Genomic DNA, 26,188 nt, shown 5'->3' on the forward strand with positions numbered 1-26,188 from the left:
ATCAGTGCTCTCCTTCAGTCTCTTCATAAGAACCAACCACGCGTACTTCTTCTTCCACGACCTCGCCGTCGATGATCCGGTACGAGCGGAACTCGACAGGTCCGTCGTACGCCGGAGAGTCCGCACCGTCCCGCGTCGACACCAGCACGTAGTGCGCGCCGGGCTCCTGGGCCAGGTTGATATCGGTGCGCGACGGGTACGCCTCGGTGGCCGTATGCGAGTGGTAGATCACCACCGGCTCCTCGTCCCGCTCGTCCATCTCCTTGTAGAGCTGGAACAGATCACCGGAGTCGAACTCGTAGAACGTCGGCGACATCGCCGCATTGAGCATCGGCACGTACCTGGTGGCCCGGTCCGACCCCGCAGGCCCGGCCACCACGCCACACGCCTCGTCAGGGTGATCCTTACGGGCATGCCCGACGATCGCGTCGTACGTCGCCTGCTCGATGATCAACACAACACCACGGTAGTTGCCCGAAACGCCCCATCCGGACGACCGCACTCTGTGTCCGGATGCTGGATGGTTTCGGAGAGCGATTATCCGGTGATATTGCGTGACCATTAGGGATCGCGGAAGTACAGGGCCGAGACCTGGGCCGGGCAGCTCTGCCGGAACAACGCGGGCGGGATCTTGATGGGGTGCAGCTACCGGCAGCACAAGTGGCAGAAGCTGAAGCTCGCCTTCGTCCCGCGTCGCTGGAGGGAGCTGAACAAGGGGCTCTGGGTGAGCGGCGGGAAGATCCTGGCGACGCTCAGCGCGATCCTCGCCATCATCTCCGGCATCGTCAGCACGACCCTCGCGGTGGTCAACTCCTGAGGTTCACCAGCGATCGTGGATCTGAGGGCGAATGAGGTCGTCGTAGGTCTGGCGTACGGCTGCGAGCTGGTCCTCGGTGAGCGGCGGCAACGTCGCGGCGGAGAGGTTGCCGGTGACCTGAGCCGGGTTGCGGGCGCCGGGGATTACTACCGTGACGCCGGGCTGGTCGAGGATCCAGCGGAGGGCGAACTGGGCCATCGTGGCGCCGGCCGGCAGCCAGGGCATCAGGCGGCGGACGGCTTCGAGGCCGGTACCGAAGTCGACACCGGAGAAGGTCTCGCCGACGTCGAACGCCTCCCCGTGACGGTTGTAGGTGCGGTGATCGTCGGCTCCGAAGACGGTGTTCTCGTCGTACTTGCCCGACAACAGACCACTCGCCAGCGGGACGCGCGCGATGATGCCGACGCCGGCTTCTTGTGCCGCCGGGAGGACCTCGTCGAGAGGCTTCAGGCGGAGGGCGTTCAAGATGATCTGCACCGATGCCACGTTGGGTCGCGCGATCGCGGTCAGCGCCTCGGCGCAGGTCTCCACACTCACCCCGTACGCCGCGATCCGGCCCTCATCGACCAGGGTGTCGAGCGCGTCGAAGACCTCGTCCGTCGAGTAGACCGGCGTCGGTGGGCAGTGCAGCTGGACGAGATCGATCGTGTCGACGCCGAGGTTCGTGCGGGACCGGTCGTTCCATGCGCGGAAGTTGTCCAGCGTGTAGTTCTCCGGCACCTGGTCCACCCGGCGACCCATCTTCGTCGCTACCGTCAGGCCGCCAGAACTGTTGGACGCGGTCCCTTTGAGCACCTGCCCAACAAGCCGCTCGCTCCGTCCATCCCCATACACATCCGCGGTATCAACAAACGTGACCCCACCTTCAACCGCGGCACGCAACACGCCTAGGGCATCACCTTCATCAACCTCACCCCAGTCGGCCCCCAACTGCCAGGCCCCCAGCCCAACCACACCCACATCCCGCCCAGTCCGCCCCAACCGCCGCATCTCCATGCCCGCCACCTTAAGCCGCCCGCCACCTCCCAAGCCCACGCCCTACGATCGCTCCGCTCCGCGAACAGCTGGCCTTCAGGTACGCGTCGCCACTCCGAATACACGCCGCCACTCCAAATCGCTGCCTCTGACGGCTCCCCCGACTCAAGCGCGACGGTTGGCGGACAGTGCTCCTCTAGGAAACCGACGGTCGGACCTAGAACAGCGGCGGATCACCTGTCGCGGGAGCAGTTCGGCGGGACAGCTTCTCAACGGATGCGACGGTCCAGACCTAGAACGGCGGCAGATCACCGCTCGCGGGAGCATGCCTTTCGTCACGACTCGAGTGATCCTCGCCGCGACTCGAGTGATCGACGCGGCTTGAACGATCGTCGTCGCGGTGCGGGTGATCCTCGCGGCTCGCGTAACTCTCGCGACTCAGAGGATCGGCGTGGTGACTTGAGTTGCCGTGGCGGTTCAAATGAACGTCGTCGCGGCTCGCGGGATCCGCAGGGCTCGCGTGATCCTTGCGGCACGGGTGATCGTCGTGGCTCGTGGGATCGGGATTGGTGGGTGGGGTTGAGCGGGAAGAGGTTGGCGAGAGGGGTTGGGTGATTGGGCCGCGGGCGGTTGGGACAGTCCTGTGGCGATGGCCGGTGGGTGTGGTGAGGGTGATCGAGCCGTCGGGGTGGCTGGTGGTGGTCCAGCCCCAGGCGGGGGTGTCTTTGATGACGTGGTGGTACTCGCAGTACGGCGCCAACCCGGTAAGGCTCGTCGTACCAGTCCGGGCGAACGGCGTCGTGTGGTCGCGATCGCAGTCTCGCGAGGTCCGGTTGCAGCCGGGCCACGCGCAGACGGGATACCTGGCGAGCAGGGTCTCGCTCACGATCGCGCCGGGATCGTGGCGGGTGGTTGATGCTTCCAGGACGGCACCGTTCATTGGGTCGGTCAGCAGCCGCCGCCAGGTGCCGTCGTGGGCGATACGGCGAGCCATGTCAGCAGGCACTGGACCGTAGCCGGTGAGCTCAGCAGGGTCGTCGTCCAGGCCCAGCAGGGTCGACGCGGGTACGACGACTTCGATGTGGGGGCGGCGCCGGTGTTGATCGGGGAGCCGGCGGCCGAGCCAGTCAAGGCCGTTGCGCAGGATGTGTTCGAACAGGTCCGCAGCAACGTCAGCCCGACGCTGCTCGGCGTTCCGCTCATCCTTAATCGACGCAGCAGCCTCAATCCTGATCGGACCAGCAGCCTCAGCCCTCATCGAACCAGCGACCTGAGCTTTGATCGGAGCAACAGCCCCGGCCCTGGTCGGTGCAGCAGCCTCAACCCTCATCGGACCAGCAGCCTCGGCCCTGGTCGGTGCAGCAGCCTCAGCCCTGGTTGGAGCGGGAACACCGCCCTCGATCGGCTTGCCGCTGATCGGGTCGGCAGCCGAGTCTGCGGTGCCGGGAGCTGAGGTGTTGGCGTTCGTGGCTGAGTCGTTGGTCGGCGGGTTTGGTGTGGCGGATTCTCGTTTGGCGAGGTTTGCGATTGCTTGGATGGTGACCCACATCTGCTGGACCTTGTCGGCTGTGTGGACGATCCAGAGACCGGCCATGCCATCAGCTAGCGGGACCATCTTGCAGGTGCGTTCGGTCACGGCGGCGTGGTATTTGGCAGCGGCTTCGTGGGTGGTGTGTTTGGCAACTTGCCGGTGTAGAGATCTGACCAGGTTCTGATGAGTCTGCGAACTGGCGCGCTTCAGTACGTGGGCTTCAACCGCTCGGGCCGCGTCGTCGGGCAGGTCGCTGGTGGCTTCGGATATGGCCAGTGCCTTGCCCCAGGTCAACGCGCCGCATTTGAGCCCGGTGTGAGTGGCAGACAGCGTGGAGGTCAGCCGCAGTGCCGTGTCGACCCGGCGGCCGACGGTGCTGGGCGAAAGGCCGAGAGCCAGGGCGATCTCGCCGTACCAGGATCGCTCGGGGTCGATCGGGCGACCCTTCGAGTCGATCTGAATCGGGCGCGGTGATTCGCGATGCTCGGCTTGGCGCTGCCGGTAGAACGACGCCATCGCGGTGGCCTTGATCGACTCGGCCCAACCCGACAGGCGGTTGGCGCTCTTCATCAATTCGACCAGGGCCATCGGCGACATCGCCTCGGGTCGAGTCTCTTCCAACGCGGTTGCCAACTCACCGCCGGGCGGCAGGAACACCCACGCCGGGGCGTCGCGCCGCAACATCTCACGCTCCGCCTCGTCCTGTTCGATCCCGTTCCAGAGCTCCCAGTCCAACGCATCCACGCGCGAGAACCTGTCCCGGCCCAGGACCGCATCCAGCTCGGCATCCCACCGGTCCTGGTCGCTGAGGTACCGCGGCTCCGCCGGATCATCGGGTATGTAGGTATGCAGGTAGGCATCGGGGATGGCGGCGTCGGCTGGCATCAGCGGGCCATCAGTCAGCGCGAGGACCCAGGCGGGGACATCGCCGGGCACAGACAGAACGCCGACCGCAGTGCCGTCCGGCGCGATCATGCCGTCCGGCGCGATCATGCCGTCCGGCGCGGTCAAGCTGTCGGGCGCCATCATGCGGTCGGGCGCGATCGTGCAGTCGGGCACGGTCGAGTTGCCGGGCGCGATCGTGCAGTCGGGCGCGGTCGAGTTGCCGGGCGCGATCGTGCAGTCGGGCGCGGTCGAGTTGCCAGGCGCGATCATGCGGTCAGGCGCGGTTGCGCTGCTGGGCGCATCCGCGGCGGCGGCTTGGGTGTCCGCGCCGCCCGACCGAAGGACCGACGTTCCTCTCATGCGCAAATACTAGAACATGTGTTCGATTAAAAGAAATCCGCAGCAGAGCGTTGGTCTGAAGTTGGCGTTGTGGAACTGTGTCCGCGGCACGGCAGCAGGTGTGCGTGGGGTCAGAGGCCGATGAGGAGGAGTACGCCGGCGACGAGTAGGCCGATCTCGACCAGGAGGACGAAGATGCGGTCGCTGATGCGGCCGACGATCTGCTTGCCCGCCCAGGCGCCAAGTAGCGTTGCGGGAGTCAATGCGATGCCGTACAGCAGGACTTGGCGTGTGAGCAGGTCACCGGCTCCGTAGGTGGCGATCTTGGTGAGGTGCATGGTCAGGGCGCTGACTGCTTCGGTTCCGATGTAGGCCGCGCGGGTGAGTCCGTAGGCCAGGAAGAACGGCGCAGTGAGTGGGCCGACCGAGCCGAGCAGCGCCGAGCCGAGACCGGATGCTGCGCCGACCGCGGCAAAGGCCGGATCGTCGGGTTTACGAGGGTGTGGCTTGAGCCGTCGCCAGATCACCACGCCGATCAGGAATACACCCAGCAACCGCTTCAGTGGCGCGAGTGGTGCGTGCGCGAGCAGGAGACCGCCGGCGACCGCGCACGGCACCGCGCCGAGGGCGAACCAGCCGATCAGCGGCCAACGGAGTTCGCGCCGGTTCAGCCAGGCCCGCGACCCGTTGCTGGACAGCTGGGTCAGGGTCAGCATCGGCACCGCCACCCGCAGGCCGAACAAGGCAGTGAACACCGGCAGCAACAGCACCCCGCCCCCGAAGCCGGCGACCGCTGACAACGCGGCCAGCCCGAACGCCGCCGCCGAGGCGAGGAGCAGGGTGGGCAGCAGGTCGGTGAGCATGTCTCAGGAGACCGCAGGGAGCGCAGCGAGGAGCAGGGTGGGCAGGAAGTCGGTGAGCATGTCTCAGGAGACCGCAGGGAGCGCAGCGAGGAGCAGGGTGGGCAGGAAGTCGGTGAGCATGTCTTAGGAAACCGCGGGGAGGCTAGCGAGGCGACGTACGGCGGCGAGGCCGTCGGGTGACCCCGGCCAGTGTCGGTCCAGCGCGGCCGGTCCGGCGCGGCGGGTGACGGACCGGAGCGCGAACGCGACGATGACCGCGTCGTCCGCGTAGCCGATCACCGGGATGAAGTCGGGCACCAGGTCGAACGGCATTGCGAGATAGACCAGCAGGAGCCAGAGCCGGATCCGTACCCCGCGAGGCAGTGTCCGATCGCCTGCCAAGCGCCGTAGGAGCAGTACCAGGTCGGGCAGCAGCCGCAGCGCGTCACGGATGCGCAGATCGTCGGGTCGCACGAACCACAGAGCCACGATCAGCGCTATCCACAACAAGACAACGCCACCCACGACGCCCGCCACCGCAGACCACCACCACGACGCTGTCACCTCGCTCATTGTGCCCGCAGGCGCTGTGAGGGCGGTCTGTAACGTCAGCCGCGGCGGCCGGTCCATCGCGGCGGGTCGAGCACCCGCGACGCGCCGGGCGCCGAGAGGCTGTCGTCGCAGGAGGCGGTGACCTGCCACGGTCGGCTCTTCCCCACGGTCTGCGCCGCGCCGGAGGCGTCAGACGCTGTGACCTTCCGCCGGTGGAGGTGGAGGTGGAGGTGGGGGTGGGGGTTACCTCATGTTGTGGAGCAAGGCTGATTGGAGGTAGCCGAGCCAGTCGTAGAGGTCGTAGGTGAGGCGGCGGGGGTCGTCGTCGGGGAGTTTTTCCCAGGTGGAGTAGTCGTCTTCTTCTTTGATGTCCAGGCGGGTGCCGATGGCCAGACGGAGGTCGTTCAACGCCCGGAGCCAGGAGAGTTGCTCGTCGGGCTCGAGGGCGATCTCGTCAGCGCCTGACTCCTCCAAAGCCGACAACACCCGCCGCGCGTCGGTCACCTTGCCCTCACGCAGACCACGCTCGGTGAAGCGACGGAACTCCGACGACGCCATGTCGTCCTGCTTGTACGCGTCCGGCAGCAACCGTTGGAGTACGACGTCCTCCGGCGGCGACGTAGGTCCGTCGCTTTCGAGCAGGGCGGCAAGCGGGTCGCTGGTGTCGGTGGCGCGGGGTGGGAGGCCGTCGTACAGGAGCTCCACGAGGTTGCGGAGGAGGTTCGCCAGGATGTCCGCCTCGTGCTCGGCGAAGCTGACGACGACGGTCTTGCGGCGCTTGCGGAACCGGGTCACGACTTCTCGCAGGTGGCCCACAGGCCGTAGGTGTGCATCGCTTCGACGTCGCGTTCCATGGCCTCACGGTTGCCGTTCGACACGGCCGATTTGCCCTCCTGGTGGACCTGCATCATCAGCTTCTCCGCCTTCTGCTTGGAGTAGCCGAAGTAGGTCTGGAACACGAACGTGACGTAGTCCATCAGGTTCACCGGGTCGTTCCAGACGATCGTCACCCACGGTGGGCTCAGCTCGATCGCCTCGTCGACCTCGGGGCTCTCGAGTTCGCTGGGTGCGGTGCTCACCGGTCCATTCTCTCCATCATCGGTTCGTCGTTCGCAATAGGCTGCCTCTGTGACCAACACTGCGACGCAGTCGACCGCTCTGCTCACGGACCACTATGAGCTGACCATGCTGCAGGCAAGCCTGGCCGACGGCACTGCGCAGCGCCGCTCGGTCTTCGAGCTGTTCGCCCGCCGCCTGCCCGACGGCCGCCGGTACGGCGTGGTCGCCGGGGTGAACCGGCTGCTCGACGCGCTGGAGCGGTTCCGCTTCGACGAGTCGGCCATCGCCTTCCTCGCCGATCGCGGCGTCGTCGACCAGGCTACCCGTGACTGGCTGGCCGACTACCGGTTCAGCGGCGACATCTCCGGTTACGCCGACGGCGAGATCTTCTTCCCCGGCTCCCCGGTGCTGGTGGTGGAGTCGAGCTTCGCCGAAGCCGTCCTCCTGGAAACCGTGTTCCTGTCCATCCTGAACCACGACTCCGCGGTCGCCTCGGCCGCCTCCCGGATGACCTGGTGGGCCGGTGGGCGGCCCTGTATCGAGATGGGCTCGCGGCGGACCCATGAGGAATCCGCGGTCGCGAGTGCGCTGGCGGCGTACATCGCGGGGTTCGCGACCACCTCCAACCTGGAGGCGGCGCGCCGGTACGGCGTCCCGAGCGCGGGTACGGCGGCGCACTCGTTCACGCTCCTGCACGACACCGAGAAGGAGGCGTTCACCTCGCAGATCGATGCCCTCGGCAAGGGGACGACGCTGCTGGTGGACACGTACGACGTGGCCGAGGCGGTCCGGACCGCGATCGAGATCACGGGTCCCGAGCTCGGCGCGGTCCGGCTCGACTCCGGCGACCTGCCGTCGCTGGCCGGTCAGGTCCGTGAGCAGCTCGACGCGCTCGGCGCCACCAAGACCCGGATCATCGTGACGAGCGACCTGGACGAGTACCAGATCGCCGCGCTCGCGCCGGCGCCGGTCGACGGGTACGGCGTGGGTACGTCGCTTGTGACCGGGAGCGGGTATCCGACCTGCGGGTTCGTGTACAAGCTGGTCGCCCGGGAGGACTCGAGCGGCAAGCTGGTCCCGGTCGCTAAGAAGAGCCCGGACAAGATCTCCATCGGGGGTCGCAAGTGGGCGTTGCGGCGTCGCTCGCCCAGTGGAGTCGCCGAGATCGAGCTGATCGGTGTCGGCGAGCAGCCGGTCGACGACGGTGACGACCGGCTGCTGCTCAAGTCGCTGGTCGAGGCCGGGAAGATCGTCGGGCGTACGACGCCGGCCGAATCGCAGGCGCATCACCTCAAGGTCCGGGACGAGCTCCCCCGGTCCGCCAGCCAGCTCAGCCGCGGCGAACCGGCCATCCCGACCGAGTACACCGGCGACTACGACGCCCGCAATCCCTTCCTCGCCCGGAGCCACACATGAGCACGGACCAGACCGAATGGCCTGCCGATGCGCCGGCCAGTGAAGCTGATGTGATCATCGCGCTGCGGTTTGCGGACAGGGCGGCTCGGAAAGCTGTGACCGAGGAGCTGGCCGGCACGGGTCTGCACACCGGCCAGGAGCTTGTCCTGGCCAAGCTCCTCCACCTCGGCTCGCTCCCGGTCGCTCAGCTTGCCAAGGTCCTCGACGTCGAGGTCCCGACCGCGACGAAGACCACCCAGCGGATGGAAGCGTCGGGCCTCGTTCGCCGGGTCAAGAGCAGCACCGACGCGCGCCAGGTCGGCATCGAGCTCACCGACCGGGGTACCGAGCTGGCCCACACCGTCCAGGAGGTCTACGACCGCGCCGGCCGCCGGGCGCTGGCCAAGCTCACGCCCGAGAACCGCCGGATCATGCGCAACCTCCTCTGGACGATAACGACGACCCTTGAGCCTTAGCGGGCGTCGAATACCTTCGCCAGCACGCTCAGGGCTTCCCGCAGCAGCTCGGGTGGCATCACCAGCGGCGGCAGGAACCGAAGCACGTTTCCGTAGGTGCCCGCCGTCAGCACCACCAGCCCCTCCGCGTGACAGGCCTTGGCAATCGAAGCAGTCGCCACCGGATCCGGGTCACCCGACGCATCGACCAACTCGACCGCGATCATCGCACCGCGCCCGCGAACATCCCCGATGACCGGATGCCGCGCAGCCAACTCGGTCAGCGCCGGCACCATGATGTCGCCAATCTCCCGTGCCCGGGCCGGCAGATCGTCCGCCTCGATGGTCGCGATCGCCGCGAGCGCAGCCGCGCATGCGACCGGGTTCCCGCCGTACGTTCCGCCCAGGCCGCTCACGTGCGGCGCGTCCATGATCTCGGCCCGCCCGGTGACCGCGGCGAGCGGGAGCCCGCCGGCGATCCCCTTCGCCAGCGTGATCAGGTCCGGTACGACGCCCTCGAAGTCCGAAGCAAACAGATCGCCGGTCCGCCCGAACCCGGTCTGGATCTCGTCGGCGACAAACACAACCCCGTGATCCTGACACCACGAAGCGACAGCAGGCAGGAACCCAGGAGCCGGTACGACGAACCCGCCCTCCCCATGGATCGGCTCGATCACCACGCACGCCACATTCGAAGCACCGACGTACTTCTCGATCGCCGCCACCGACCTCGCCGCCGCGTCCGGCCCACTCAACCCGTCCCGATACGGGTACGACGTCGGAACCCGGTACACCTCGGGAGCGAACGGCCCGAACCCGTCCTTGTACGGCATGTTCTTCGCGGTCATCGCCATCGTCAGGTTGGTGCGGCCGTGGTACCCGTGGTCGAACACCACCACCGCGTCCCGCTTCGTGTGTGCACGGGCGATCTTGACCGCGTTCTCGACCGCCTCCGCGCCCGAGTTCAGCAGCACCGACCGCTTCTCGTGGTCACCCGGCGTGATCCGGTTCAGCGCCTCACACACCTCGAGATACCCCTCGTACGGCGTGACCATGAAGCAGGTGTGGGTGAATCGCGCCACCTGCTCCTGCACCGCCTCAACCACAGCAGGTGCCGCGTTCCCGACGTTCACCACGGCGATCCCGGACCCGAGATCGATCAACTGGTTGCCATCAGCATCGACCAGGATGCCGCCACCTCCGTCGGTCACGAACACCGGCAGCGTGATCCCGATCCCCTTCGCAACCGAGCGCCGTACCCGCTCCATCAGCTCCACCGAGCGCGGCCCGGGAATCTCCGTAACCAACTTCCGTTCCTGCCCCACGGTCATCGTCCAGCTCCTAGTGATTCGGCGTCGCCTGAGAGTTTTTGTGCCAGCCAGACCGGGATGACCGAGAAGACGATCAGCGCGGCGGCGACCACGTTGACCACCGGTGCCTGGTTGGGCCGGAACAGGTTGTTGAAGATCCAGATCGGTAGCGTCTGCTGGTTCGCGCCGGCCGTGAAGGTGGTCACGATGATTTCGTCGAACGACAGCGCGAACGCGAGCAACGCTCCCGCAAGCAACGCCGACCGGATCATCGGAAAGGTCACCAGCCGGAACGTGGTGAACCCGGACGCGCCCAGATCGGCCGACGCCTGCTCCAGCTGTACGCCGGTACGGCGCAGCCGCGCGATCACGTTGTTGAACACGGTCACGATGCAGAACGTCGCGTGCGCGATCACGATCGTGATGAACCCGAGCTGCCACCCGAAGATCGTCCGGAACGCGTTGTTCAGCGCGATCCCGGTGACGATGCCCGGCAGCGCGATCGGCAGGATCACCAGCAGTGAGACCGCGTCCCGCCCGTAGAAGTCGAACCGTTGCAGCGCGAACGCGATCATCGTGCCGAGCACCAGCGCGATGACGGTCGCGGCCAGCCCCACCCGCACACTCACCCACAACGCGTCCAGCGCACCCTGGCTCTCCGCCGCCCGGCGCCACCACTCCAAGGTGAACTCACGCGGCGGCCAGGCGAACGTCTTGTTCACATTGAACGAGTTCACCAGTACCAGCAACAGCGGCACATAGATCAGCCCGAGTATCAGTACGGTCAGCACCCGCAGCACGATCCGGGTCGAACGGGAGATCGTCATCACAGGCTCTCCATCGCTCCGGTACGCCGTACCGCGGCCAAATACGCCAGCATCACCACAACCGGCACCGTGGCAACCGCCGCGGCGAAGGGCAGGTTGTTGGCGGCACCCACGTTGTCGTAGACAACGTTGCCGAGTAGCTGATTGGTGCCACCGACGATCCGGACCGCGATGTAATCACCCAGGGACAGGCTGAACGTGAAGATCGACCCGGCAACCATCGCCGGGATCACCATCGGCACGATCACCCGGCGGACCGTCTGGGCGGTCTTGCCACCGAGGTCAGCCGATGCCTCCAGCAACGAGTTCGGCAACCGTTCCAGCCCGGTGTAGATCGGCAGGATCATGTACGGCAACCACAGATACGCCAGCGTCACGATCGTTGCCGTCAGCCCGTACCCGGGTGACTTCAGCCCGACCGCCTCGAACGCCGACGACACCAGCCCACCCTCGGAGAACATCCCGCGCCACGCGTACGCCTTGACCAGATAGCTGGCCCACAACGGCATCAGCACCGCCACCAGCAGGAATCGCCGCAGCCCAGGCCGCGCCACCTTCGCCATGTACAAGGCGATCGGGAACGCGACCACTGCGTCGATCACGGTCACCAGGACGGCGACCGCGATCGTCCGCAGCGCGATCGTCCGGTACACGTCGACGGTGAACAGCGTCTTGAAGCTGTCCAGCGTCCACTCCCGCTCGATCAGCCCGGTGAACCCGTTCTGCGACCAGAGGGCGGTGACGAACAGCGCCGCCAACGCCCCCAGGTACGCAACCCCGAGCCAGACCATCGGTGGCCCCAGCAACAAGGCCAGCCGAGCCTTTGGGTGACGATGTAGCGTGCTCATCCCTTGATTTGCGTCCAGGCTTGGGTCCACTTCGTGTAGTCGGCGCATTTGACGTCGGTGCGGCCGTCGAGGCATTGCTCGATCGGCGTGGTCCAGTACCAGATCTTCTTCGAGTAGGCCTCGTCGCCGGCATGGAAGGTCGTGCAGTGGTTCTTGTCGGCCGTCTTCGCGCAGGCCTTGCCGTTGGCGGGCGACTCACCGAAGTACTCGGCGACCGCGGCGTTCGCCTCCGGGCTGATGATGTGGTTCATCCACAGGTACGCACAGTTCTTGTTCTTCGAGGTCGCACTGACCATCCAGGTGTCCGACCAGCCGGTCACGCCCTCGGTCGGCACGGTCACCTGCACCGGCACCTTCTCGCCGGTCGCCACGTTCGCGATCACCTGCCAGGTGGTGCCGATCACCGAGTTGCCACTGGTGAACGCCTGCACCTCCTTGAGGTAGTCCGACCAGTACTCCGACACGAGCGTCTTCTGCTGCTTGAGCAGGTCGACCACGGCCGTGAACTGCTTGTCGTCCAGGGCGTACGGGTTCTTGATCGCCAGCTCCGGCTTCGTCGCCATCAGGTACATCGCGGCGTCGGCGATGTAGATCGGTGAGTCGTACGCCGTCACCGCGCCCTTGTACGGCGAGTTCGGGTCGAAGACCGCGCCCCACGAGGTCGGGGCCGGCGTCACCTTGTCGGTCCGCCACATCAGCAGGTTCGCGCCGTACCCGTGCGGTACGCCGTACATCTGTCCCTTGACCGAGTTCCACGGCCGGTCCTTGAGGAACGGGTAGATGTCGGCGTAGTTCTGGATCAGGTCGGTGTTCACGGGCTCGACCTGACCGCCCGCGATCAGCCGCAACGACGCGTCGCCGGAAGCGGAGACCACGTCGTACTGACCGGTCTTCATCAGGCTGACGGCCTCGTCCGACGTACCGAACGTCTTCACCGTCACCTGGCAGCCGGTCTGTTTCTCGAACGGCGTGACCCAGTCGACCTTCGGGTCGTTCGTCCCGTCCTCGGCGTACCCGGGCCAGGCCAGCACGCTGAGCTTGCCCTCACCAGTCCCGAGCTTGTCGAGCTTCGGCAGGTCCGGGGCGGTGAACCCGCTGTCGGCAGCCGCCGCGTTGCCGTCGGAACCACCACCCGATGTGCCGCAGGCCGCAGCCAATGCGAGCACTCCCAGGCTCGCCACCAGACTGAGTCTCTTCATGAGAACCTCCTGAGTTCGGGGCGGAAGTTGAAGGAAGGAAAGAAGAAGGAGGGCGGGGGCTCGGGGGCGGGGTTGAACGGAAGGAAGAAGAAGACAAGGAGGACGGAGGGCGGAGCTCAGGGGCGGGGTGAATCGCTAGGGCGGACCGCCGATGGGGACGGTGTGTTCTTTAGGCCAGGTGAGGCGGACCTGGGTGCCTCGGAGGTCGAGCTTGTCCTGCACGGATCCGTGCTGGTTCTGCTGCAGGACGATGAGTGATCCACCGGCATCCAGGTCGACGACGGACTGCGTGGCCGAGCCCAGATACACGACCTCACGGACCACTCCGGTCGCCGTGCACAACCCTGGTTCGGCCGCGACCTCCCGCAATTGCAGCGAGATCTTCTCGGGCCGCACGGTGAACAACCCGGCAGTCCCAAGAACAGCCTTCGCGACCTCGCCCTCGAGCAAGTTGGACGTCCCGACGAACCCAGCCACGAACGCACTGGCCGGGTGCTCGTACAACTCAGCCGGCGCCGCCAACTGCTCGATCCGGCCACCGTTGAACACGGCGATCCGATCGCTCATCGTCAGCGCCTCTTCCTGGTCGTGCGTCACGAACACGAAGGTGATCCCGACGTCACGCTGCATCGCCTTCAGCTCGATCTGCATCTCCCGGCGCAGCTTCAGGTCAAGCGCCCCGAGCGGCTCGTCGAGCAGCAGCACCTTCGGCCGGTTCACCAGCGCCCGCGCCAATGCAACCCGTTGCCGCTGGCCACCGGAGAGCTGACTCGGGCGGCGATCGCCGTACCCCTCCAGCCGGACCGTCTCCAGCGCCTCGACGGCCCGCGTACGGCGATTCCGCTTGTCGATCCCCTTCACCCGTAGCCCGTACTCGACGTTCTGCAGGACATTCATATGCGGGAACAGCGCGTAGTCCTGGAACACCGTGTTCACATCACGGGCGTACGGCGCCTGGTCGGTGACGTCGACGCCCCCGAGCAGGATCCGGCCGGCCGTGGGCACTTCGAAGCCGGCGATCATCCGCAGCACCGTGGTCTTGCCGGAGCCGGACGGCCCGAGCATCGAGAAGAACTCACCCTCGGTCAGATCCAGGTCGACACCGTCGACCGCGGTCACCTCGCCGAAGGTCTTCCGCAACCCGCGCAGGCTGACGGCGGTGACGTCGGTCGCCACCGCCTTTACCTGTTCGCCTGTTGCCGAAGTGCTCATCCGACCGCCGACATGACGTGCTTGATCCGCGTGTAGTCCTCGACGCCGTACAGCGAGAGGTCCTTGCCGTAGCCCGAATGCTTGAAGCCACCGTGCGGCATCTCGGCCACCAGCGGGATGTGCGTGTTGATCCACACGCAGCCGAAGTCGAGGTCCTTGGACATCCGCAGGGCGCGGGAGTGGTCGGCCGTGAACACACTCGACGCGAGCCCGTACTGCACGCCGTTGGCCAACGCCAGCGCCTCGGCCTCGTCAGCGAACGACTGCACGGTGATGACCGGCCCGAACACCTCGTCCTGGATCATCTCGTCGTCCTGGCGCAGCCCGGTGACGACCGTGGCCTCGAGGAAGTAGCCGTCCGCAAGCGCTCCGCCCGGCCGCTCGCCGCCGATCGCGATCGTCGCGTGCTCGGGCTTCCGGGTCAGGAACCCACGGACCCGATCGAGCTGCAGCTTGCTGTTCAACGGGCCGAAGAGTGCGTCGGCGTCGTCGGCCAATCCCGGGCGCGCGTTGTCGCGGGTCCAGTCGACCAGGGTCTGCACGAACTCGTCATGGACGCTCGCGTCGACGATCACCCGGCAGGCCGCCGTACAGTCCTGGCCGGCATTGAAGTAGCCCGCCACACCGATCGCCTCGGCCGCCGCGGCGAGGTCGGCGTCGGCGAAAACCACCACGGGCGCCTTGCCGCCGAGCTCCAGGTGCGTGCGCTTGAGGTCGAGGGCCGCCGTACTCGCGACTTCGGAGCCGGCCCGGGTCGAGCCGGTGATGCTGACCAGTCCTGGCGTGGGATGCGCGACGACCGCCTGACCGGTCGCACGGTCACCGCAGACGACGTTGAAGACGCCGTCCGGCAGGATCCCGGTGGCGATCTCGGCCATCAGCACCGTGCTCACCGGCGTCGTCTCGGCCGGCTTCAGGACCAGCGTGTTGCCGGCGGCAAGCGCCGGGCCGATCTTCCAGACCGCCATCATCATCGGGTAGTTCCACGGCGTGATCTGGCCGACGACGCCGATCGGTTCACGCCGGACCCAGGACGTGTGGCCGGCCATGTACTCACCGGCCGACTTGCCCTCGAGCAACCGGGCCGCACCGGCGAAGAAGCGCAGCTGGTCGACCATCACCGCGAGCTCCTCGGTGCGGGTCAGCTCCAGCGGCTTGCCGGTGTTCTCCGACTCGGCCGCGACCAGCTCGTCGCCGCGCGCCTCGACCGCGTCCGCGAACTTGAGCAGCATCCGCTGCCGCTCGCCCGGCGTGATCCCGGCCCAGCTCGGCAATGCGGCGGTCGCGGCCTGGTACGCCGCATCCACGTCGTCCTCACCGGACAACGGCGCCGTACCGAAGACCTTGCCGGTGGATGGGTCGATCAGCTCGCTGGTGGCGCCGCTGCTCGCGTCCTGCGATGTTCCGTTGATCAGGTTCCGCACTGTTCGCATCAAAGGTCTCCCTGGGCGCTGGTTGGCGGTAAACATATGAAATCAGATGTTAAAGTTCAAGGGATCGGCGAGAATGTCCTGGATCTGTTCCGGAGTTGTGTCGTAGAGGTGGGTGAGACGGGATGGCGCTACGGTTCTACGGCAGTGGCGCGGCGGCGGTTTTCGCACCGCTGGAGCCGCTGAGCCGATCGGAACTGGTGGCGCGACGGTTGACCGACGCGATCGCGCTCGGCCTGATCCCGGACGCCGAGCAGCTCCCCGGCGAGTCCGACCTGGCCGGCATCTTCGGCGTCTCCACCACGACGATCCGCGAGGCACTGTCGTCCCTGCGGCTGCGTGGCCTGATCGACACCCGGCGCGGTCGCGGCGGCGGCAGCTTCGTCCGTGCGCAGGAAGAGATGTCCACCGCGATCGTCCGCGACCGGCTGGAGGAGCTCAGCCTCGCGCAGTTGCGCGACCTCGGCGACCACTACAGCGCCATCGCGGGCACGGCGGCCAGACTCGCAGCCGAGCGCGCGACGCCGGTCGACGTACGGCGGCTTGTCGCGGTGTGCGACAGCCTGGAGAGCGCCGAAGGGCTCGGCGGGCGGCGACGGGCCGATGCCCAGTTCCACATCGAGGTCGCCGCGACCGCACAGTCCACCCGGCTCTACCGGGCCGAGGTCAGTCTTCAGGCCGAGGTCGGCACCTTGCTCTGGCTCGCGTTCGGCGATGACGAGAGCCACCGCCGGACCGTGCAGAGCTGCCGGGATGTGGTTGCCGCGATCGACCGCACGGACGGCGATGCGGCCCGGGCCGCGGCCGAGGAACGTGTGGCTGACTCGACGGCACGCCTGATCGACCTCAGACTGGCCTTGGAGGTCCCATGAGCACGGAAGCAGCCGCCCTGACCCTCGACGCGGGGCTCGAAGCCGTCCTCGACGTCGTCGAGTCGGTGGTCGGCGAGGCGTTCGGGCTGGCGGAACAGGTCGCCACGCAGGTCGGCGAGGTGTTCGCCGACAAGGCTGGTGTGCACCGCACCGACCTGACCGACGTCGCGACCCTGGTCCATCCCGCGTTGACCGGTCCGGACGGCCGGGTCCAAGGCGCGGGCTTCATTGCCGCTGTCGATGCACTTGCCGACTCCCGCTGGTGGCTCGAGTGGTTCATGCTCAGCAACGGCGCGGCCGAGCGGCTGATCGTCGACACCGATCCGCGCGGGGAGAACTTCTACGACTACGAGTCCTTGCCCTGGTACGACGTACCCCGCACGACCGGGCGCCGCTACATCACCGGGCCGTACGTCGACTACCTCTGCACCGACGACTACACATTGACCTTCACCGTGCCGGTCCTGGCCGGCGACCGGTTCGTCGGCGTGGCCGGTGCGGACGTCCGGGTCTTCACCTTCGAGAAGGCCGTCCTGCCGTGCTTGCGAGCGGCGCGCCGGACCGTTGCCATCGTCAACGATCAGGGCCGGGTCGTGCTCAGCAACAGCGCCCGCCATGTCAGCGGGACGCTGATCCGGGCCCCGTTCCCGTCGTACCCGATCGACGACCTGCCGCTGTCCTTGGTAGAGCTCAGCTAGGCAGGAACGTGTCCAGGTAAGGGTTGCGGAACTTGCCGGCCGGGTCGTACTTCGCCGCGAGGGCGATGAACTCGGGCACCTTCGGGTAGCGCTGTCGCAGCAACGCGGCGTCGGCCGCGAACACCTTGCCCCAGTGCGGCCGCACGTCCAGCGGGTCGAGCGCCTCCTCGAGGGTCGCGACGACCGGACGTACGGCGGCCTCGTCCTGGATCCAGGTGAAGTGCAACGCGACCGTGTCCCGGCCCTGGCTCGGACTCAACCAGAGTTCGTCAGCGGCGATCGTGCGTACCTCAGAAACCTGGATGACCGGCGCGAACTGGTTGCCCAAGGCCCGCAACACCTCGAACGCCTCCGCGGCCAGCTCCCGCGCGACGAAGTACTCGGACTGCAGTTCGTCGCCGTTGCTCGGGGTGAACTCGAGCCGGAAGTGCGGGAGCCGCTCGTTCCACGGACCGGGTACGCCGCCCTGCTGGGTGGCGTAGTCCGCCGGCATCACCTTGATCGGGTGCCGCGGCCCGTCCGCAACCGTTGCCCCGAGCCAGGTCGGCTGGATCGGCTCGTGGCCGCGCTGCTTGCGCCACACCATCACGTCCGGGTCGACCCAGTCGGTGAACGCGCTGACGCTGTACGCACTCCCCATCACGTCGGCGAAGTCTGTGCTCAGCCGCTCCACCGGCAGACCGTCGTACACGACCTGACTGACCTGGTACGACGGTTGCACGTCAAGCGTCAGGCTCACCGTCACGCCGAGTGCACCCAGCGAGATCACCGAGCCGGCGAAGTCCGCGTCGTCCCGGGTGAGCGTGACCAGCTCCCCGCGAGCGTCGACGAACGTGATCGAGTTGACCGCGTCCGCCAACGGACCGTTCCCATCACCCGACCCATGCGTCCCGGTCGAGCAGGCACCGGCCACCGAGATGTGCGGCAGCGAACCCAGGTTGTGCAGCGCGAGCCCCTGCTGCTCGAGCGCCGCCGTGATCTCGCCGTACCTGAGTCCGGCCGAGACCGTCACACCCCGCTCGCCGACCTCGATCACCTGGGGCAGGTCCGCGACGCTGACCAGTACGCCGGTGCTGTCCGCGATCCGGTTGAACGAGTGCCCGGTGCCCAGCACGCGGACCTTGTCCGACCGGCCGACGAGCTCCTGCAGCTCCTCGACCGTGCGCGGTCGCTCCAATGCACTCGCGAAGCTGATGTTCCCGGCCCAGTTGGTCAGCGTCATGACCCGACTCTCGCACATCACCCCTTGAGCCTGCGCCGTACCGGCGCTGCGAGATGGTTGGATAGCGGCGATGTACGCCTTCTTGATCGCCGGGTTCTGGTTCGTCGTCTTCGCGATCAGCTTCTTGCGCGATCGGCGGCTGTTCAAGAACGCGATCTTCCTGGTACTGACGCTGATGTTCGCCGGGATCGGCATGATCTTCGTGGTCGACGCGCTCAACGACACCGCGGCCCGCTGGCTGGTGCTCGCGATCCTGGCCGCGATCCCGCTGGCGATCGCGGTGCTTGCGGTGTTCCTGGTGGTCAACGGCATCACGATGTTGCGCCGGGAGGGCCGGCGACCGAGCAACCTGCTGTCGTTGCTCGCCGGGCTCGGCATCATCGGGTTCGTCGTGTTCAGCGTCGCGGTGCAGAAGATCGGCTGGGAGCCGCTGGCCGCGCTGCGGTCGGCGCTGATCGGCGTACTGACCTACATCGCGTTCCTGTTCGTCTGCTTCCTGGTCTATGCCTTCGTCTACAGCCGGGTGCGGTCGTCGCGGAAGGTCGATTTCGTCATCGTGCTCGGCGCCGGACTGCGGGGATCCCGGGTGCCGCCGCTGCTCGCCAGCCGGCTCCACCGCGCGAAGCTGGTCTACGAGCGGGCCAACCGCAGGGGGCGGTCGCCGATCCTGATCACGTCGGGTGGGCAAGGCGCGGACGAGGAGATCCCCGAGTCGCATGCGATGGCGTCGTACCTGATCGAACGCGGGGTGCCCGAGGACCGGATTCTGCGCGAGGACCGGTCGACCAGCACGTTCGAGAACCTGACCTTCAGCCGCGAGCTGATGGTCGCCCTGGTCCCGAACTACCGCTGCCTGATCGTGACGAACAACTTCCACGCGTTCCGGGCCGCGCTCACCGCGCGCAAGGCCAAGGTCAACGGCCAGGTGGTCGGTTCCCCGACCGCGGCGTACTTCTGGCCGACGGCAACCATCCGCGAGTTCGTCGCGATCCTCTTCAGCCACAAGTACCTGAACGGCGGCATCTGCCTGCTGATCGCGGTCGCCGCGATCCTGCAGCACATCTAGGTGAGCATGAGTACGGCGGCCACCACGCCGGCGATCACGATCAGACCGCGGAGCAGGCCGTCCGGGAGGCGGCGGCCGATGTGGGAACCGACGTACCCACCGATGACCGAGCCTGCGGCCAGCAGACCTGAAGCCGTCAGGTTGAGGTCCGCGATGAAGACGAAGATGATGCTCGCGACCAGGTTGGCCGCCAGCAGGGCGAGGGTCTTGAGGGCGTTGACGATCCGGAGCTCCAGGTCGAGACCGAGCCCGAGCACCGCCATCATCATCACGCCCGCGCCGGCGCCGAAGTAACCGCCGTACACACCGGTCAATGCGGTGAAGAAGGTCGTCGGAGGCGTCATCGTCAGCCGGGTGCCGTGCGGTTGTTCGTGCCGGGACCGCAGCCAGCGCGAGATCCACGGCTGGATGCCGACGATCAGGCAGGTGAAGAGGATCAGCCAGGGCGCCGCCGCCGCGAACACGCCGGGCGGCAGAGCCAGCAGCAACACTGCGCCCCCGATCGCGCCGATCGCACAGGTCAGTACGACGATGATCGTGGTCGGCCGGGAGACCTCGCGCAGCTCACGGCGGTAGCCGATCGAACCACTGAGCGCGCCTGGCAGCAGTCCGATGGTGTTCGACGCGTTCGCGACCACCGGCGGGATTCCGAGCGCGATCAGGGCCGGGAAGCTGATCAGCGACGCGACTCCGACGGTCGAGGTGAGAATGCCTGCCGCGAATCCCGCGGCGATGACGGCCAGATGCTGCAGCCCTGTCACGAGAGACCCGTCACTTGAGCTTTCACCCGGACAGCATATGGACAGGCCGAGCAAGCGATTGCTGGGTGGTCCCGCCACAAGGCAGACTGCGGTGGGTGAGTGCGCCGTTACGGATCGAGCTGCTGGGACCGCTGCAGATCCGCTGGCACGGGCAGACGATCGCGGTCGGAGCACAGCGGCTGCAGACGCTGCTCGCGGTACTGGCGCTGCGGGCCAACCAGGTCTGCACGGCCGAGGAGCTCCTCGATCTCGTCTGGCACGACAACCCGCCGGGCACCGGCCTCAAGGTGCTGCCGCCGTACATCTACCGGCTGCGTCGGATCCTCCCCGTCGACGTCCTCGAGCGCACCCCGGACGGCTACCTCCTCCGGCTCCCGGACAACGCACTGGACCTCACCGAGTTCGAGACCGCCGTACGCGCGGCAGCCGGCGAGCGGGATCGTGGTGAGCTCGACGCGGCGGCGGCCGGCTACCGGCGCGCGCTCGACCTCTTCCGCGGTGAACCCCTCAGTGGGCTCCCCGGTCAGTACCTCGCGGCCCAACGACTCCGCCTGGTGGAACGCCGCGACAAGATCTTCGGCGACCGCGTCGATGTCGACCTCGACCGCGGCCAGGCAGCCGAACTGATCGCCGAACTCGTCCCGGCCGTGGCCGCCAAACCGTTCGACGAGCACCTGGCCGGTCAACTCATGCGCGCCCTCGCCGCCGACGGTCGCCAAGCCGATGCCCTCGACGTCTACACCCGCACCCGCGACACGCTCATCGACGAACTCGGCGTCGAGCCCGGACCGGCCCTCCGCGAGATCCAGCAGACCATCCTGCGCAACGACGAGACGGCCCGGACCCCCGACGAACTCCCGTACGCCGCCGCCACCTTCGTCGGCCGGGAAGCCGAGCTGGCCCGGCTCATCCAGGCACTCAGCAGCACTGACGCGTCCGCTCCCCCGATCGTCGCGATCGACGGCATGGCCGGTGTCGGCAAGACCGCCATCGCCGTCAACACCGCCCGCCGCCTCACCACCCGCTACCCCGACGGTCTGCTGTTCGTCGACCTGCACGGGCACACGCCCGGCCACCCACCCCGCGACGTCAAGGCCGCGCTGGACCATCTCCTAGCCGGCGTGGGCATCGGACCGAAATCCATTCCGCAGGAGCTCGAGGATGCCCAAACCCTGTGGCGATCCACGGTCGCCGGACGCCGCCTCCTTGTTGTCCTCGACAACGCGCCGGGCAGTACGACGGTCCTGCCGCTGCTCCCGGGATCGCCCAGTTGCGGCGTACTGATCACCAGCCGGAACCAGCTGACCGGTCTCGACACCCGCGACCGCCTGCACTTGGACCTGCTCGTCCCGGCCGACGCGGCCGCTCTCCTGGCCCAGCTGGCCGGCCAGGACCGGGTCGCGGCCGATGTTGCTGCCAGCAACGACCTGGTCGAACGCTGCGGCCATCTGCCGCTCGCGATCCGGATCGCCGGCGCCCGGCTCCGGCATCGCCCGGCTTGGACCGTTGCCCACATCAACCAGCGACTCGACCGGGTCGGCCGGCGCCTGACCGAGCTCAGCGCCGACGGTGTCGGCGTGGCGGCCGCCTTCGAACTGTCCTACGAGCAACTGGCCCCCGACCAGCAACGACTCTTCCGCCTCCTCAGCCAGCTCCCCGGCCGCGACCTCGACCAGTACGGCGCGGCCGCGCTCGCCGATCTGGATCCTGACGACGCCGCCGACCTGGCCGAGTCCCTCGTCGACGCCAACCTCCTCCTCCAGCCCGTGCCTGGTCGGTACGAGTTCCATGACCTGCTCCGTGAGTACGCCACCCACCTGGCCCGGGCCACCGACTCTCCGGAAACCCTGGAGGCGGCGACCGATCGGCTGCTCGAGTACTACCTGCAGGCGACGTTCCATCCGCTGTCCGTGCAATCGGGCATGAAGTACTTCGACCCCGGCCCGCGGCCGCCGTGCGCGGTGCCGGAGCTCGACACCCTGGAGAAGTCGATCGCGTGGGGAGACGCGGAGGCGGACAACCTGGCCGCGGCGGTCGAACGCTCGGCCGCGAGCGGGCAGCACACCCGGACCTGGCAACTAGCCCTTGCCTCAGGCAACTTCCTGGAACGCCGCGGCAAGGTCCAGCAACAAGATCTGGTCCTCGAGCTCGCGCTGGCCGCGGCCGTCCAGCTCGGCGATCCAGAGGTGGAGGCCCGCGTCCTGCACACCGGCGCCGGGCTGATTCGCGCACAGCGCGGTCTCCGGGCGGCGGCCGACCGCTTCCGGCAGGCGCTGGACCGGCTTCCGGACGACGGCGATCTGTTGCTCCGGGCACAGATCTACTCCGGTCTGGGAAACGTCCTGCAGAACCTCGATCCGTACGGCGAGGCGCTGCCGACGTTGCTGGAAGCCATCCGCCTGGCACGAGAGCTGAACAACCGGCGGCTGCTCTCGCAGTGCCTGACGTACACCGCCATCCTGTACGCCAATGCCCTCGACCACGAGGCCGCCACCGCGACCTTCGAGGAAGCCCTCGGGATCTTTCGGCAGCTCGGTCCGACCGGGTTGATGGCCGACGCGCTGAGCGGGCTGACCCATAGTTATGCGGACGCCGGCCGGATCGAGGATGCCATCGCGACGGGCACCGCGGCGTACGAACTGGCCCTCGAACTGAAGAACGTCTTCAGCCTTCCGTGGGCACTGGGCGCTCTGGGACTCGCGTATCGCCTCCGGGGCGACCTGGAGCGTGCCCTCAGTCTCCATCGCGAGGGCCTGCTCGCCGCCGAGCGGTGCGGCTCGATCGCCGCCCGTTGGTCGCTGCTGCTCAAGCTCGGCGACAGTCTGCTCGCGGTCGGCGACACCGCCGCCGCGCTGGACTGCTTCGAGCAGGTCCTGGACGCGTCGATGGCCGACAAGACCCATCTCTACATGGTCGAAGCCTGGGAGGGTCTCGCTGCGCACGCGACGGCGGTCGGCGATCCGGTGACCGCCGCGGGCCACCTGAACCAGGCGCTGGCCGTCAGCGAGGAGTACGGGCTGCCCCACGCCAAGCGCATCCGAGCGAGGCTGGCCGAGCTCAGCGAGTGAGGCAGTCCGTCGCGTTGTTGCGCCAGCCGTGGTTGTAGCGGCCGGGGACTTTGGTGGCGAAGGTTTCGACGGCTTGTTCGTCGACGGAGGGAAGCTTCTGGAGCCGTTGCCAGGCGGTCAGGGCGATGCCATGGCCGAGTTGCGGGTACGGCGCGACCACGACGTCGCGTGGATAGCGGCGGCCGATGCGTTCCAGCTTGTCGATGTCGGCCGGCGTGACGTCGTCGGCGTACTGGAGCAGGACGTGACCGTGTTCGAGGATGTGGACCTGGAGTTCGGCCGGGATCGGGGCGCGGTAGATGCCGGGGATCACGACTCGGGGTGAGTGTGGTCCGGAGGTGGGCGGGTTGGTGCGGTACGGGTCGTGCGGAGCGCCCTGGTAGGCGAGATGACGGTTGCCTTCGAAGGGTTCCGGCGTACCTGGGACCTGGTCGCAGGACAACGCGGCACGGTCTCCGAACTGGCCGAGCAGTACGCCGAACGCGAGACTCGACATCGTCAGCACACTCAACGCGGTGACACCGATGCCGACCAGCAGACCGAAGCGCTTCCTCATGCCGTTGCCCTTCTCCGGTTGCGAATCGCGACGCCGAGCGGCAGGAACACGTTCAACGAGGTGAAGGCGAGCAGCGCGAAACCTTCCCACCAGTAAAGGCTGAGCGCCGGGGCCTGGATGAGTACGCCGAAGGCCCAGCCGAACGTCACCTTCGCGCTCGGGACGATGAAGTGGATGGCGAACCAGATCATCCAGATCAGACCGGCGACGTACAGCAGCCGGTACCAGCGCGCGACCCGCAGGTCCTGGGTGTGCGCGGTGCTCAAGACCGTCTCCTCGTCCGGCGTGAGTCTCCGGACCAGGCGTTTGAGTGATAGCCGGGTGACCTGGTGCAGGTTGCCGCAGCCGGTCGCCGTCGCCATCACGAGATACATGTCCGTGCGGAGATAGGCCAACGTCTGGAACGCGAGTTTGGCGACCTGGCTGAGGACGACCATCGCGAGGATCCGGATCAGCAGCGGCGGCAGGTCGATCCAGCCACGCGACCAGGCGTAGCGCGGTCCGACCGCGAGGAACAGCACGACGCTGTCGACCGCCATCCCGGCGAGGAACGGCCCATAGCGCCGTACCGGTGGGAGCGCCCAGAGGCCGGACAGGTCGGTCTCGAGCACCGGGAAGATCCCACGCCGCTCGAGTCGTAGCCGGGACGGTACGCCGACAGCCGCGCCGGCGAACGCGTGCCAGCTCTCGTGCAGGAACGTCAGCAGGATCACGACCACGTTGGTCACGACCAGACTCAGCACGATGTCCGGAAACACGAAGGTGTCCTCGTACGTCGGCCGCAGCGACGGCTCGACCACGAACATCACCAGCGTGACCACCAGACAAGCCGCATAAACCGTCCACGCCACCGGACCGAAGAACGGCTTGACCAACCAAGTGGGGACCTTGGAGATCGCCCATTGGTGCTGCTCCTCGGTCTCGCGCGCGACCCCTGACTCGAGCAGCACCTGCGCGAAGTCGGCCGCGTCGATCGACTCACCGGTCTCGCGCTCGACGTCCGCGGCCGCCTCCTCGACCGTGCGCCCGGCCGCGAACAACTCCACCAGCCGCGCACCCACTTCGGGTACGACGATGAAGTTGCCACTGGCCGGATCACCGACGACGTACTCGCCCTCGGCCTCCTGCCGGATCACCACGTGGGCGAGATTCATGTCCACCCGCACGTTGGGCAGGTGGTGCCGGGAGTCGGACGGACGACGTAGTGGTAGGTCAGGTCGGTGAGGCTCAGGTGGAACATCACCCCGCGCGTGGTGGTCGGGATGCCGGTCAGGTGATAGATCGCGTCGAGGGCGGCGAGGTGGCCGGTCAGGTTGGCGGTCGGCGCGATCACCGCGTGCCCGGTGAACGGGAACAGGTCCTCGGGCTCAGCGCCGTACTGGTCACGCAGACGGTCGCGGACGCTCGGCAGGCAGTCGGGACAGCACGTCTCCCCCGGTACGAACAGGCCGACGACGGCCATCGGACCGGCGTACTGCGCGAGCATCCAGGGCGTACCGGTCCGGAGCGCGGCCTCGTTGGTCCACTCGCGGATCGTGTGCATCGGCTGATCCGCGCACAACATCAGCAGGTCGCCCTGATTCATCAGGTGTACGACGGCATCGGCGGAGTCGACCTTGATCTCTTCGCCGGTGACGATCGTGTGCTTGTTGATCCGGCTCAACCGCTCGACCGCGACCGGGATCTTCGGCCGGCCGAGATCGTCCTCGGTGTAGAGGAGTTGCCGGGTGAGGTTCCCGGCCTCGATCACGTCGAAGTCAGCGCAATGTACGGCGCCGACGCCGGCCGCGACGAGTGATGCGGCGACCGCCGACCCGGTCCCGCCGAGTCCGAGTACGACGACCTTGCTGGCCTTGAGGTGCGCCTGCACGTCGTACCTGGAGGTGCGTGGGGTGAGGTCGACCCAGGCGTAGTAGGTGAGGGCCCGGTCGTAGCGGTCGAGCTCTTCCGGGCTGAGGCTCGGCGGTGGTGGTGCGGCCGCGTCCTCGACGTACCCGGCGTCGATGATCGCCTGCAGTGCGGCTTCGGCGTCCTCGGGCGTGACGTCGGGGCGCTCGGCGGTCAGGTCGGCGATGATCTCGGCGCGGGTCCGGCTGCCGTCCATCAGGGCGAGCAGTCGCCAGACCATGCCGTCCTCGTCGTCGATCTCGGCGCCGATCCCCTGCTGCCGTCCGCCGATCGTCACCAGTGCCGGCGTCAACCGCACCGGCTTGTGGATCCCCTTGATCCGGGGCTTGTCCATGGCATCTCCCCAGGAGCAGAACCGGGG

General features: G+C 67.6%; 25 protein-coding genes. 7 read left to right on the forward strand and 18 right to left on the reverse strand.

Translation table 11 applies throughout. The features are described from left to right. Position 1: 1 nt before the first annotated feature. Positions 2-457 carry a M67 family metallopeptidase gene (locus tag AB0L70_RS26295; protein WP_363688557.1) on the reverse strand — a complete coding sequence of 152 codons (456 nt, stop codon included), beginning with the start codon at positions 455-457 and terminating at the stop codon, positions 2-4. 177 nt (positions 458-634) lie between these two features. Between AB0L70_RS26295 and AB0L70_RS26300 the strand changes: the two genes are divergently transcribed. Continuing rightward, complete coding sequence (locus AB0L70_RS26300) at positions 635-817, forward strand: hypothetical protein (RefSeq protein WP_363688559.1); 183 nt, start codon at positions 635-637, stop codon at positions 815-817. Positions 818-820: 3 nt separating this feature from the next. On the opposite strand, the gene AB0L70_RS26305 is transcribed toward AB0L70_RS26300, so the two are convergent. The 6 genes from AB0L70_RS26305 to clpS all read right to left on the reverse strand — a co-directional run bounded on the left by AB0L70_RS26305 (position 821) and on the right by clpS (position 7,020). Further along, positions 821-1,813: an aldo/keto reductase gene (locus AB0L70_RS26305; protein WP_363688561.1), complete on the reverse strand. Its 993-nt coding sequence runs from the start codon at positions 1,811-1,813 to the stop codon at positions 821-823. 271 nt (positions 1,814-2,084) lie between these two features. After that, the gene (locus AB0L70_RS26310) at positions 2,085-4,568 is read right to left on the reverse strand and encodes a DUF222 domain-containing protein (protein ID WP_363688563.1); all 2,484 of its coding nucleotides are present in this window, start codon (positions 4,566-4,568) and stop codon (positions 2,085-2,087) included. A 110-nt stretch (positions 4,569-4,678) separates the two neighbouring features. Beyond that, positions 4,679-5,410, reverse strand: coding sequence for a sulfite exporter TauE/SafE family protein (locus tag AB0L70_RS26315; RefSeq protein WP_363688565.1), 732 nt, complete (start codon positions 5,408-5,410; stop codon positions 4,679-4,681). Between the two features lie 123 nt (positions 5,411-5,533). Then, positions 5,534-5,953: a YkvA family protein gene (locus AB0L70_RS26320; RefSeq protein WP_363688567.1), complete on the reverse strand. Its 420-nt coding sequence runs from the start codon at positions 5,951-5,953 to the stop codon at positions 5,534-5,536. A gap of 231 nt (positions 5,954-6,184) precedes the next feature. Continuing rightward, on the reverse strand, positions 6,185-6,736 hold the full coding sequence (locus AB0L70_RS26325) for a DUF2017 domain-containing protein (protein ID WP_363688569.1): 552 nt from the start codon (positions 6,734-6,736) through the stop codon (positions 6,185-6,187). Then, positions 6,733-7,020 carry an ATP-dependent Clp protease adapter ClpS gene (gene clpS / locus AB0L70_RS26330; RefSeq protein WP_363688571.1) on the reverse strand — a complete coding sequence of 96 codons (288 nt, stop codon included), beginning with the start codon at positions 7,018-7,020 and terminating at the stop codon, positions 6,733-6,735. The genes AB0L70_RS26325 and clpS overlap by 4 nt, the downstream gene beginning before the upstream one ends. Positions 7,021-7,069: 49 nt before the next feature. Between clpS and AB0L70_RS26335 the strand changes: the two genes are divergently transcribed. Both AB0L70_RS26335 and AB0L70_RS26340 read left to right on the forward strand, forming a co-directional pair. Then, the gene (locus tag AB0L70_RS26335; RefSeq protein ID WP_363688573.1) at positions 7,070-8,416 is read left to right on the forward strand and encodes a nicotinate phosphoribosyltransferase; all 1,347 of its coding nucleotides are present in this window, start codon (positions 7,070-7,072) and stop codon (positions 8,414-8,416) included. Then, positions 8,413-8,871 (forward strand): MarR family transcriptional regulator, encoded by a 459-nt coding sequence (locus tag AB0L70_RS26340; RefSeq protein ID WP_363688575.1) that lies wholly within the window; start codon positions 8,413-8,415, stop codon positions 8,869-8,871. Before AB0L70_RS26335 ends, AB0L70_RS26340 begins: the two co-directional genes overlap by 4 nt. Here AB0L70_RS26340 and gabT read toward each other — a convergent pair. From gabT to AB0L70_RS26370, 6 genes are all read right to left on the reverse strand, one after another. Further along, on the reverse strand, positions 8,868-10,181 hold the full coding sequence (gene gabT / locus AB0L70_RS26345; protein WP_363688577.1) for a 4-aminobutyrate--2-oxoglutarate transaminase: 1,314 nt from the start codon (positions 10,179-10,181) through the stop codon (positions 8,868-8,870). The genes AB0L70_RS26340 and gabT overlap by 4 nt on opposite strands. Continuing rightward, a complete protein-coding gene (locus AB0L70_RS26350; RefSeq protein WP_363688579.1) occupies positions 10,178-10,987 on the reverse strand; it encodes an ABC transporter permease in 810 nt (269 codons plus the stop codon). Before AB0L70_RS26350 ends, gabT begins: the two co-directional genes overlap by 4 nt. Beyond that, positions 10,987-11,835: an ABC transporter permease gene (locus AB0L70_RS26355; RefSeq protein WP_363688581.1), complete on the reverse strand. Its 849-nt coding sequence runs from the start codon at positions 11,833-11,835 to the stop codon at positions 10,987-10,989. Before AB0L70_RS26355 ends, AB0L70_RS26350 begins: the two co-directional genes overlap by 1 nt. Continuing rightward, complete coding sequence (locus AB0L70_RS26360; RefSeq protein ID WP_363688583.1) at positions 11,832-13,034, reverse strand: ABC transporter substrate-binding protein; 1,203 nt, start codon at positions 13,032-13,034, stop codon at positions 11,832-11,834. Before AB0L70_RS26360 ends, AB0L70_RS26355 begins: the two co-directional genes overlap by 4 nt. 135 nt (positions 13,035-13,169) lie before the next feature. Then, positions 13,170-14,210, reverse strand: a complete 1,041-nt coding sequence (locus AB0L70_RS26365) for an ABC transporter ATP-binding protein (RefSeq protein ID WP_363688585.1) — start codon at positions 14,208-14,210, stop codon at positions 13,170-13,172. A gap of 32 nt (positions 14,211-14,242) precedes the next feature. Further along, positions 14,243-15,679 carry a gamma-aminobutyraldehyde dehydrogenase gene (locus tag AB0L70_RS26370; RefSeq protein ID WP_363688587.1) on the reverse strand — a complete coding sequence of 479 codons (1,437 nt, stop codon included), beginning with the start codon at positions 15,677-15,679 and terminating at the stop codon, positions 14,243-14,245. Positions 15,680-15,801: 122 nt separating this feature from the next. Between AB0L70_RS26370 and AB0L70_RS26375 the strand changes: the two genes are divergently transcribed. Continuing rightward, complete coding sequence (locus AB0L70_RS26375; protein ID WP_363688589.1) at positions 15,802-16,548, forward strand: FCD domain-containing protein; 747 nt, start codon at positions 15,802-15,804, stop codon at positions 16,546-16,548. Next, positions 16,545-17,246: a cache domain-containing protein gene (locus AB0L70_RS26380; RefSeq protein ID WP_363688591.1), complete on the forward strand. Its 702-nt coding sequence runs from the start codon at positions 16,545-16,547 to the stop codon at positions 17,244-17,246. Before AB0L70_RS26375 ends, AB0L70_RS26380 begins: the two co-directional genes overlap by 4 nt. On the opposite strand, the gene AB0L70_RS26385 is transcribed toward AB0L70_RS26380, so the two are convergent. After that, positions 17,239-18,468 carry an FAD-binding protein gene (locus AB0L70_RS26385; RefSeq protein WP_363688593.1) on the reverse strand — a complete coding sequence of 410 codons (1,230 nt, stop codon included), beginning with the start codon at positions 18,466-18,468 and terminating at the stop codon, positions 17,239-17,241. The genes AB0L70_RS26380 and AB0L70_RS26385 overlap by 8 nt on opposite strands. A gap of 70 nt (positions 18,469-18,538) precedes the next feature. On the opposite strand from AB0L70_RS26385, the gene AB0L70_RS26390 reads away from it, so the two are divergent. After that, entirely contained in the window at positions 18,539-19,534 is a 996-nt protein-coding gene (locus AB0L70_RS26390; protein WP_363688595.1) for an ElyC/SanA/YdcF family protein, read from the forward strand. Here the strand turns inward: AB0L70_RS26390 and AB0L70_RS26395 are convergent. Continuing rightward, positions 19,531-20,295, reverse strand: coding sequence for a sulfite exporter TauE/SafE family protein (locus AB0L70_RS26395; protein ID WP_363688597.1), 765 nt, complete (start codon positions 20,293-20,295; stop codon positions 19,531-19,533). The two genes, AB0L70_RS26390 and AB0L70_RS26395, sit on opposite strands and share 4 nt — an antisense overlap. Before the next feature lie 95 nt (positions 20,296-20,390). Between AB0L70_RS26395 and AB0L70_RS26400 the strand changes: the two genes are divergently transcribed. After that, complete coding sequence (locus AB0L70_RS26400) at positions 20,391-23,363, forward strand: BTAD domain-containing putative transcriptional regulator (RefSeq protein WP_363688599.1); 2,973 nt, start codon at positions 20,391-20,393, stop codon at positions 23,361-23,363. On the opposite strand, the gene AB0L70_RS26405 is transcribed toward AB0L70_RS26400, so the two are convergent. From AB0L70_RS26405 to AB0L70_RS26415, 3 genes are read right to left on the reverse strand one after another with little or no spacing between them, the layout of a single operon-like run. Beyond that, positions 23,353-23,919, reverse strand: a complete 567-nt coding sequence (locus AB0L70_RS26405; protein ID WP_363688601.1) for a DUF3105 domain-containing protein — start codon at positions 23,917-23,919, stop codon at positions 23,353-23,355. The two genes, AB0L70_RS26400 and AB0L70_RS26405, sit on opposite strands and share 11 nt — an antisense overlap. Continuing rightward, on the reverse strand, positions 23,916-25,073 hold the full coding sequence (locus AB0L70_RS26410) for a hypothetical protein (protein WP_363688603.1): 1,158 nt from the start codon (positions 25,071-25,073) through the stop codon (positions 23,916-23,918). The genes AB0L70_RS26405 and AB0L70_RS26410 overlap by 4 nt, the downstream gene beginning before the upstream one ends. Continuing rightward, complete coding sequence (locus AB0L70_RS26415; protein WP_363688605.1) at positions 25,070-26,161, reverse strand: ThiF family adenylyltransferase; 1,092 nt, start codon at positions 26,159-26,161, stop codon at positions 25,070-25,072. Before AB0L70_RS26415 ends, AB0L70_RS26410 begins: the two co-directional genes overlap by 4 nt. Positions 26,162-26,188: the final 27 nt, after the last annotated feature.

Origin of the sequence: Kribbella sp. NPDC051952 (assembly GCF_040680855.1) — a bacterium.
Taxonomy (GTDB): domain Bacteria; phylum Actinomycetota; class Actinomycetes; order Propionibacteriales; family Kribbellaceae; genus Kribbella.

Excerpts from the sequence above, each read along its gene's own strand:
- AB0L70_RS26385 (WP_363688593.1), bottom strand. The coding sequence starts at position 18,468 with ATGACGCTGACCAACTGGGCCGGGAACATCAGCTTCGCGAGTGCATTG.
- AB0L70_RS26340 (WP_363688575.1), top strand. The coding sequence starts at position 8,413 with ATGAGCACGGACCAGACCGAATGGCCTGCCGATGCGCCGGCCAGTGAA.
- AB0L70_RS26350 (WP_363688579.1), bottom strand. The coding sequence starts at position 10,987 with ATGACGATCTCCCGTTCGACCCGGATCGTGCTGCGGGTGCTGACCGTA.
- AB0L70_RS26315 (WP_363688565.1), bottom strand. The coding sequence starts at position 5,410 with ATGCTCACCGACCTGCTGCCCACCCTGCTCCTCGCCTCGGCGGCGGCG.
- AB0L70_RS26300 (WP_363688559.1), top strand. The coding sequence starts at position 635 with ATGGGGTGCAGCTACCGGCAGCACAAGTGGCAGAAGCTGAAGCTCGCC.
- AB0L70_RS26410 (WP_363688603.1), bottom strand. The coding sequence starts at position 25,073 with ATGAATCTCGCCCACGTGGTGATCCGGCAGGAGGCCGAGGGCGAGTAC.
- AB0L70_RS26375 (WP_363688589.1), top strand. The coding sequence starts at position 15,802 with ATGGCGCTACGGTTCTACGGCAGTGGCGCGGCGGCGGTTTTCGCACCG.
- AB0L70_RS26360 (WP_363688583.1), bottom strand. The coding sequence starts at position 13,034 with ATGAAGAGACTCAGTCTGGTGGCGAGCCTGGGAGTGCTCGCATTGGCT.
- AB0L70_RS26310 (WP_363688563.1), bottom strand. The coding sequence starts at position 4,568 with ATGAGAGGAACGTCGGTCCTTCGGTCGGGCGGCGCGGACACCCAAGCC.
- AB0L70_RS26415 (WP_363688605.1), bottom strand. The coding sequence starts at position 26,161 with ATGGACAAGCCCCGGATCAAGGGGATCCACAAGCCGGTGCGGTTGACG.
- AB0L70_RS26405 (WP_363688601.1), bottom strand. The coding sequence starts at position 23,919 with ATGAGGAAGCGCTTCGGTCTGCTGGTCGGCATCGGTGTCACCGCGTTG.
- AB0L70_RS26355 (WP_363688581.1), bottom strand. The coding sequence starts at position 11,835 with ATGAGCACGCTACATCGTCACCCAAAGGCTCGGCTGGCCTTGTTGCTG.
- AB0L70_RS26305 (WP_363688561.1), bottom strand. The coding sequence starts at position 1,813 with ATGGAGATGCGGCGGTTGGGGCGGACTGGGCGGGATGTGGGTGTGGTT.
- AB0L70_RS26380 (WP_363688591.1), top strand. The coding sequence starts at position 16,545 with ATGAGCACGGAAGCAGCCGCCCTGACCCTCGACGCGGGGCTCGAAGCC.
- AB0L70_RS26390 (WP_363688595.1), top strand. The coding sequence starts at position 18,539 with ATGTACGCCTTCTTGATCGCCGGGTTCTGGTTCGTCGTCTTCGCGATC.
- gabT (WP_363688577.1), bottom strand. The coding sequence starts at position 10,181 with ATGACCGTGGGGCAGGAACGGAAGTTGGTTACGGAGATTCCCGGGCCG.
- AB0L70_RS26370 (WP_363688587.1), bottom strand. The coding sequence starts at position 15,679 with ATGCGAACAGTGCGGAACCTGATCAACGGAACATCGCAGGACGCGAGC.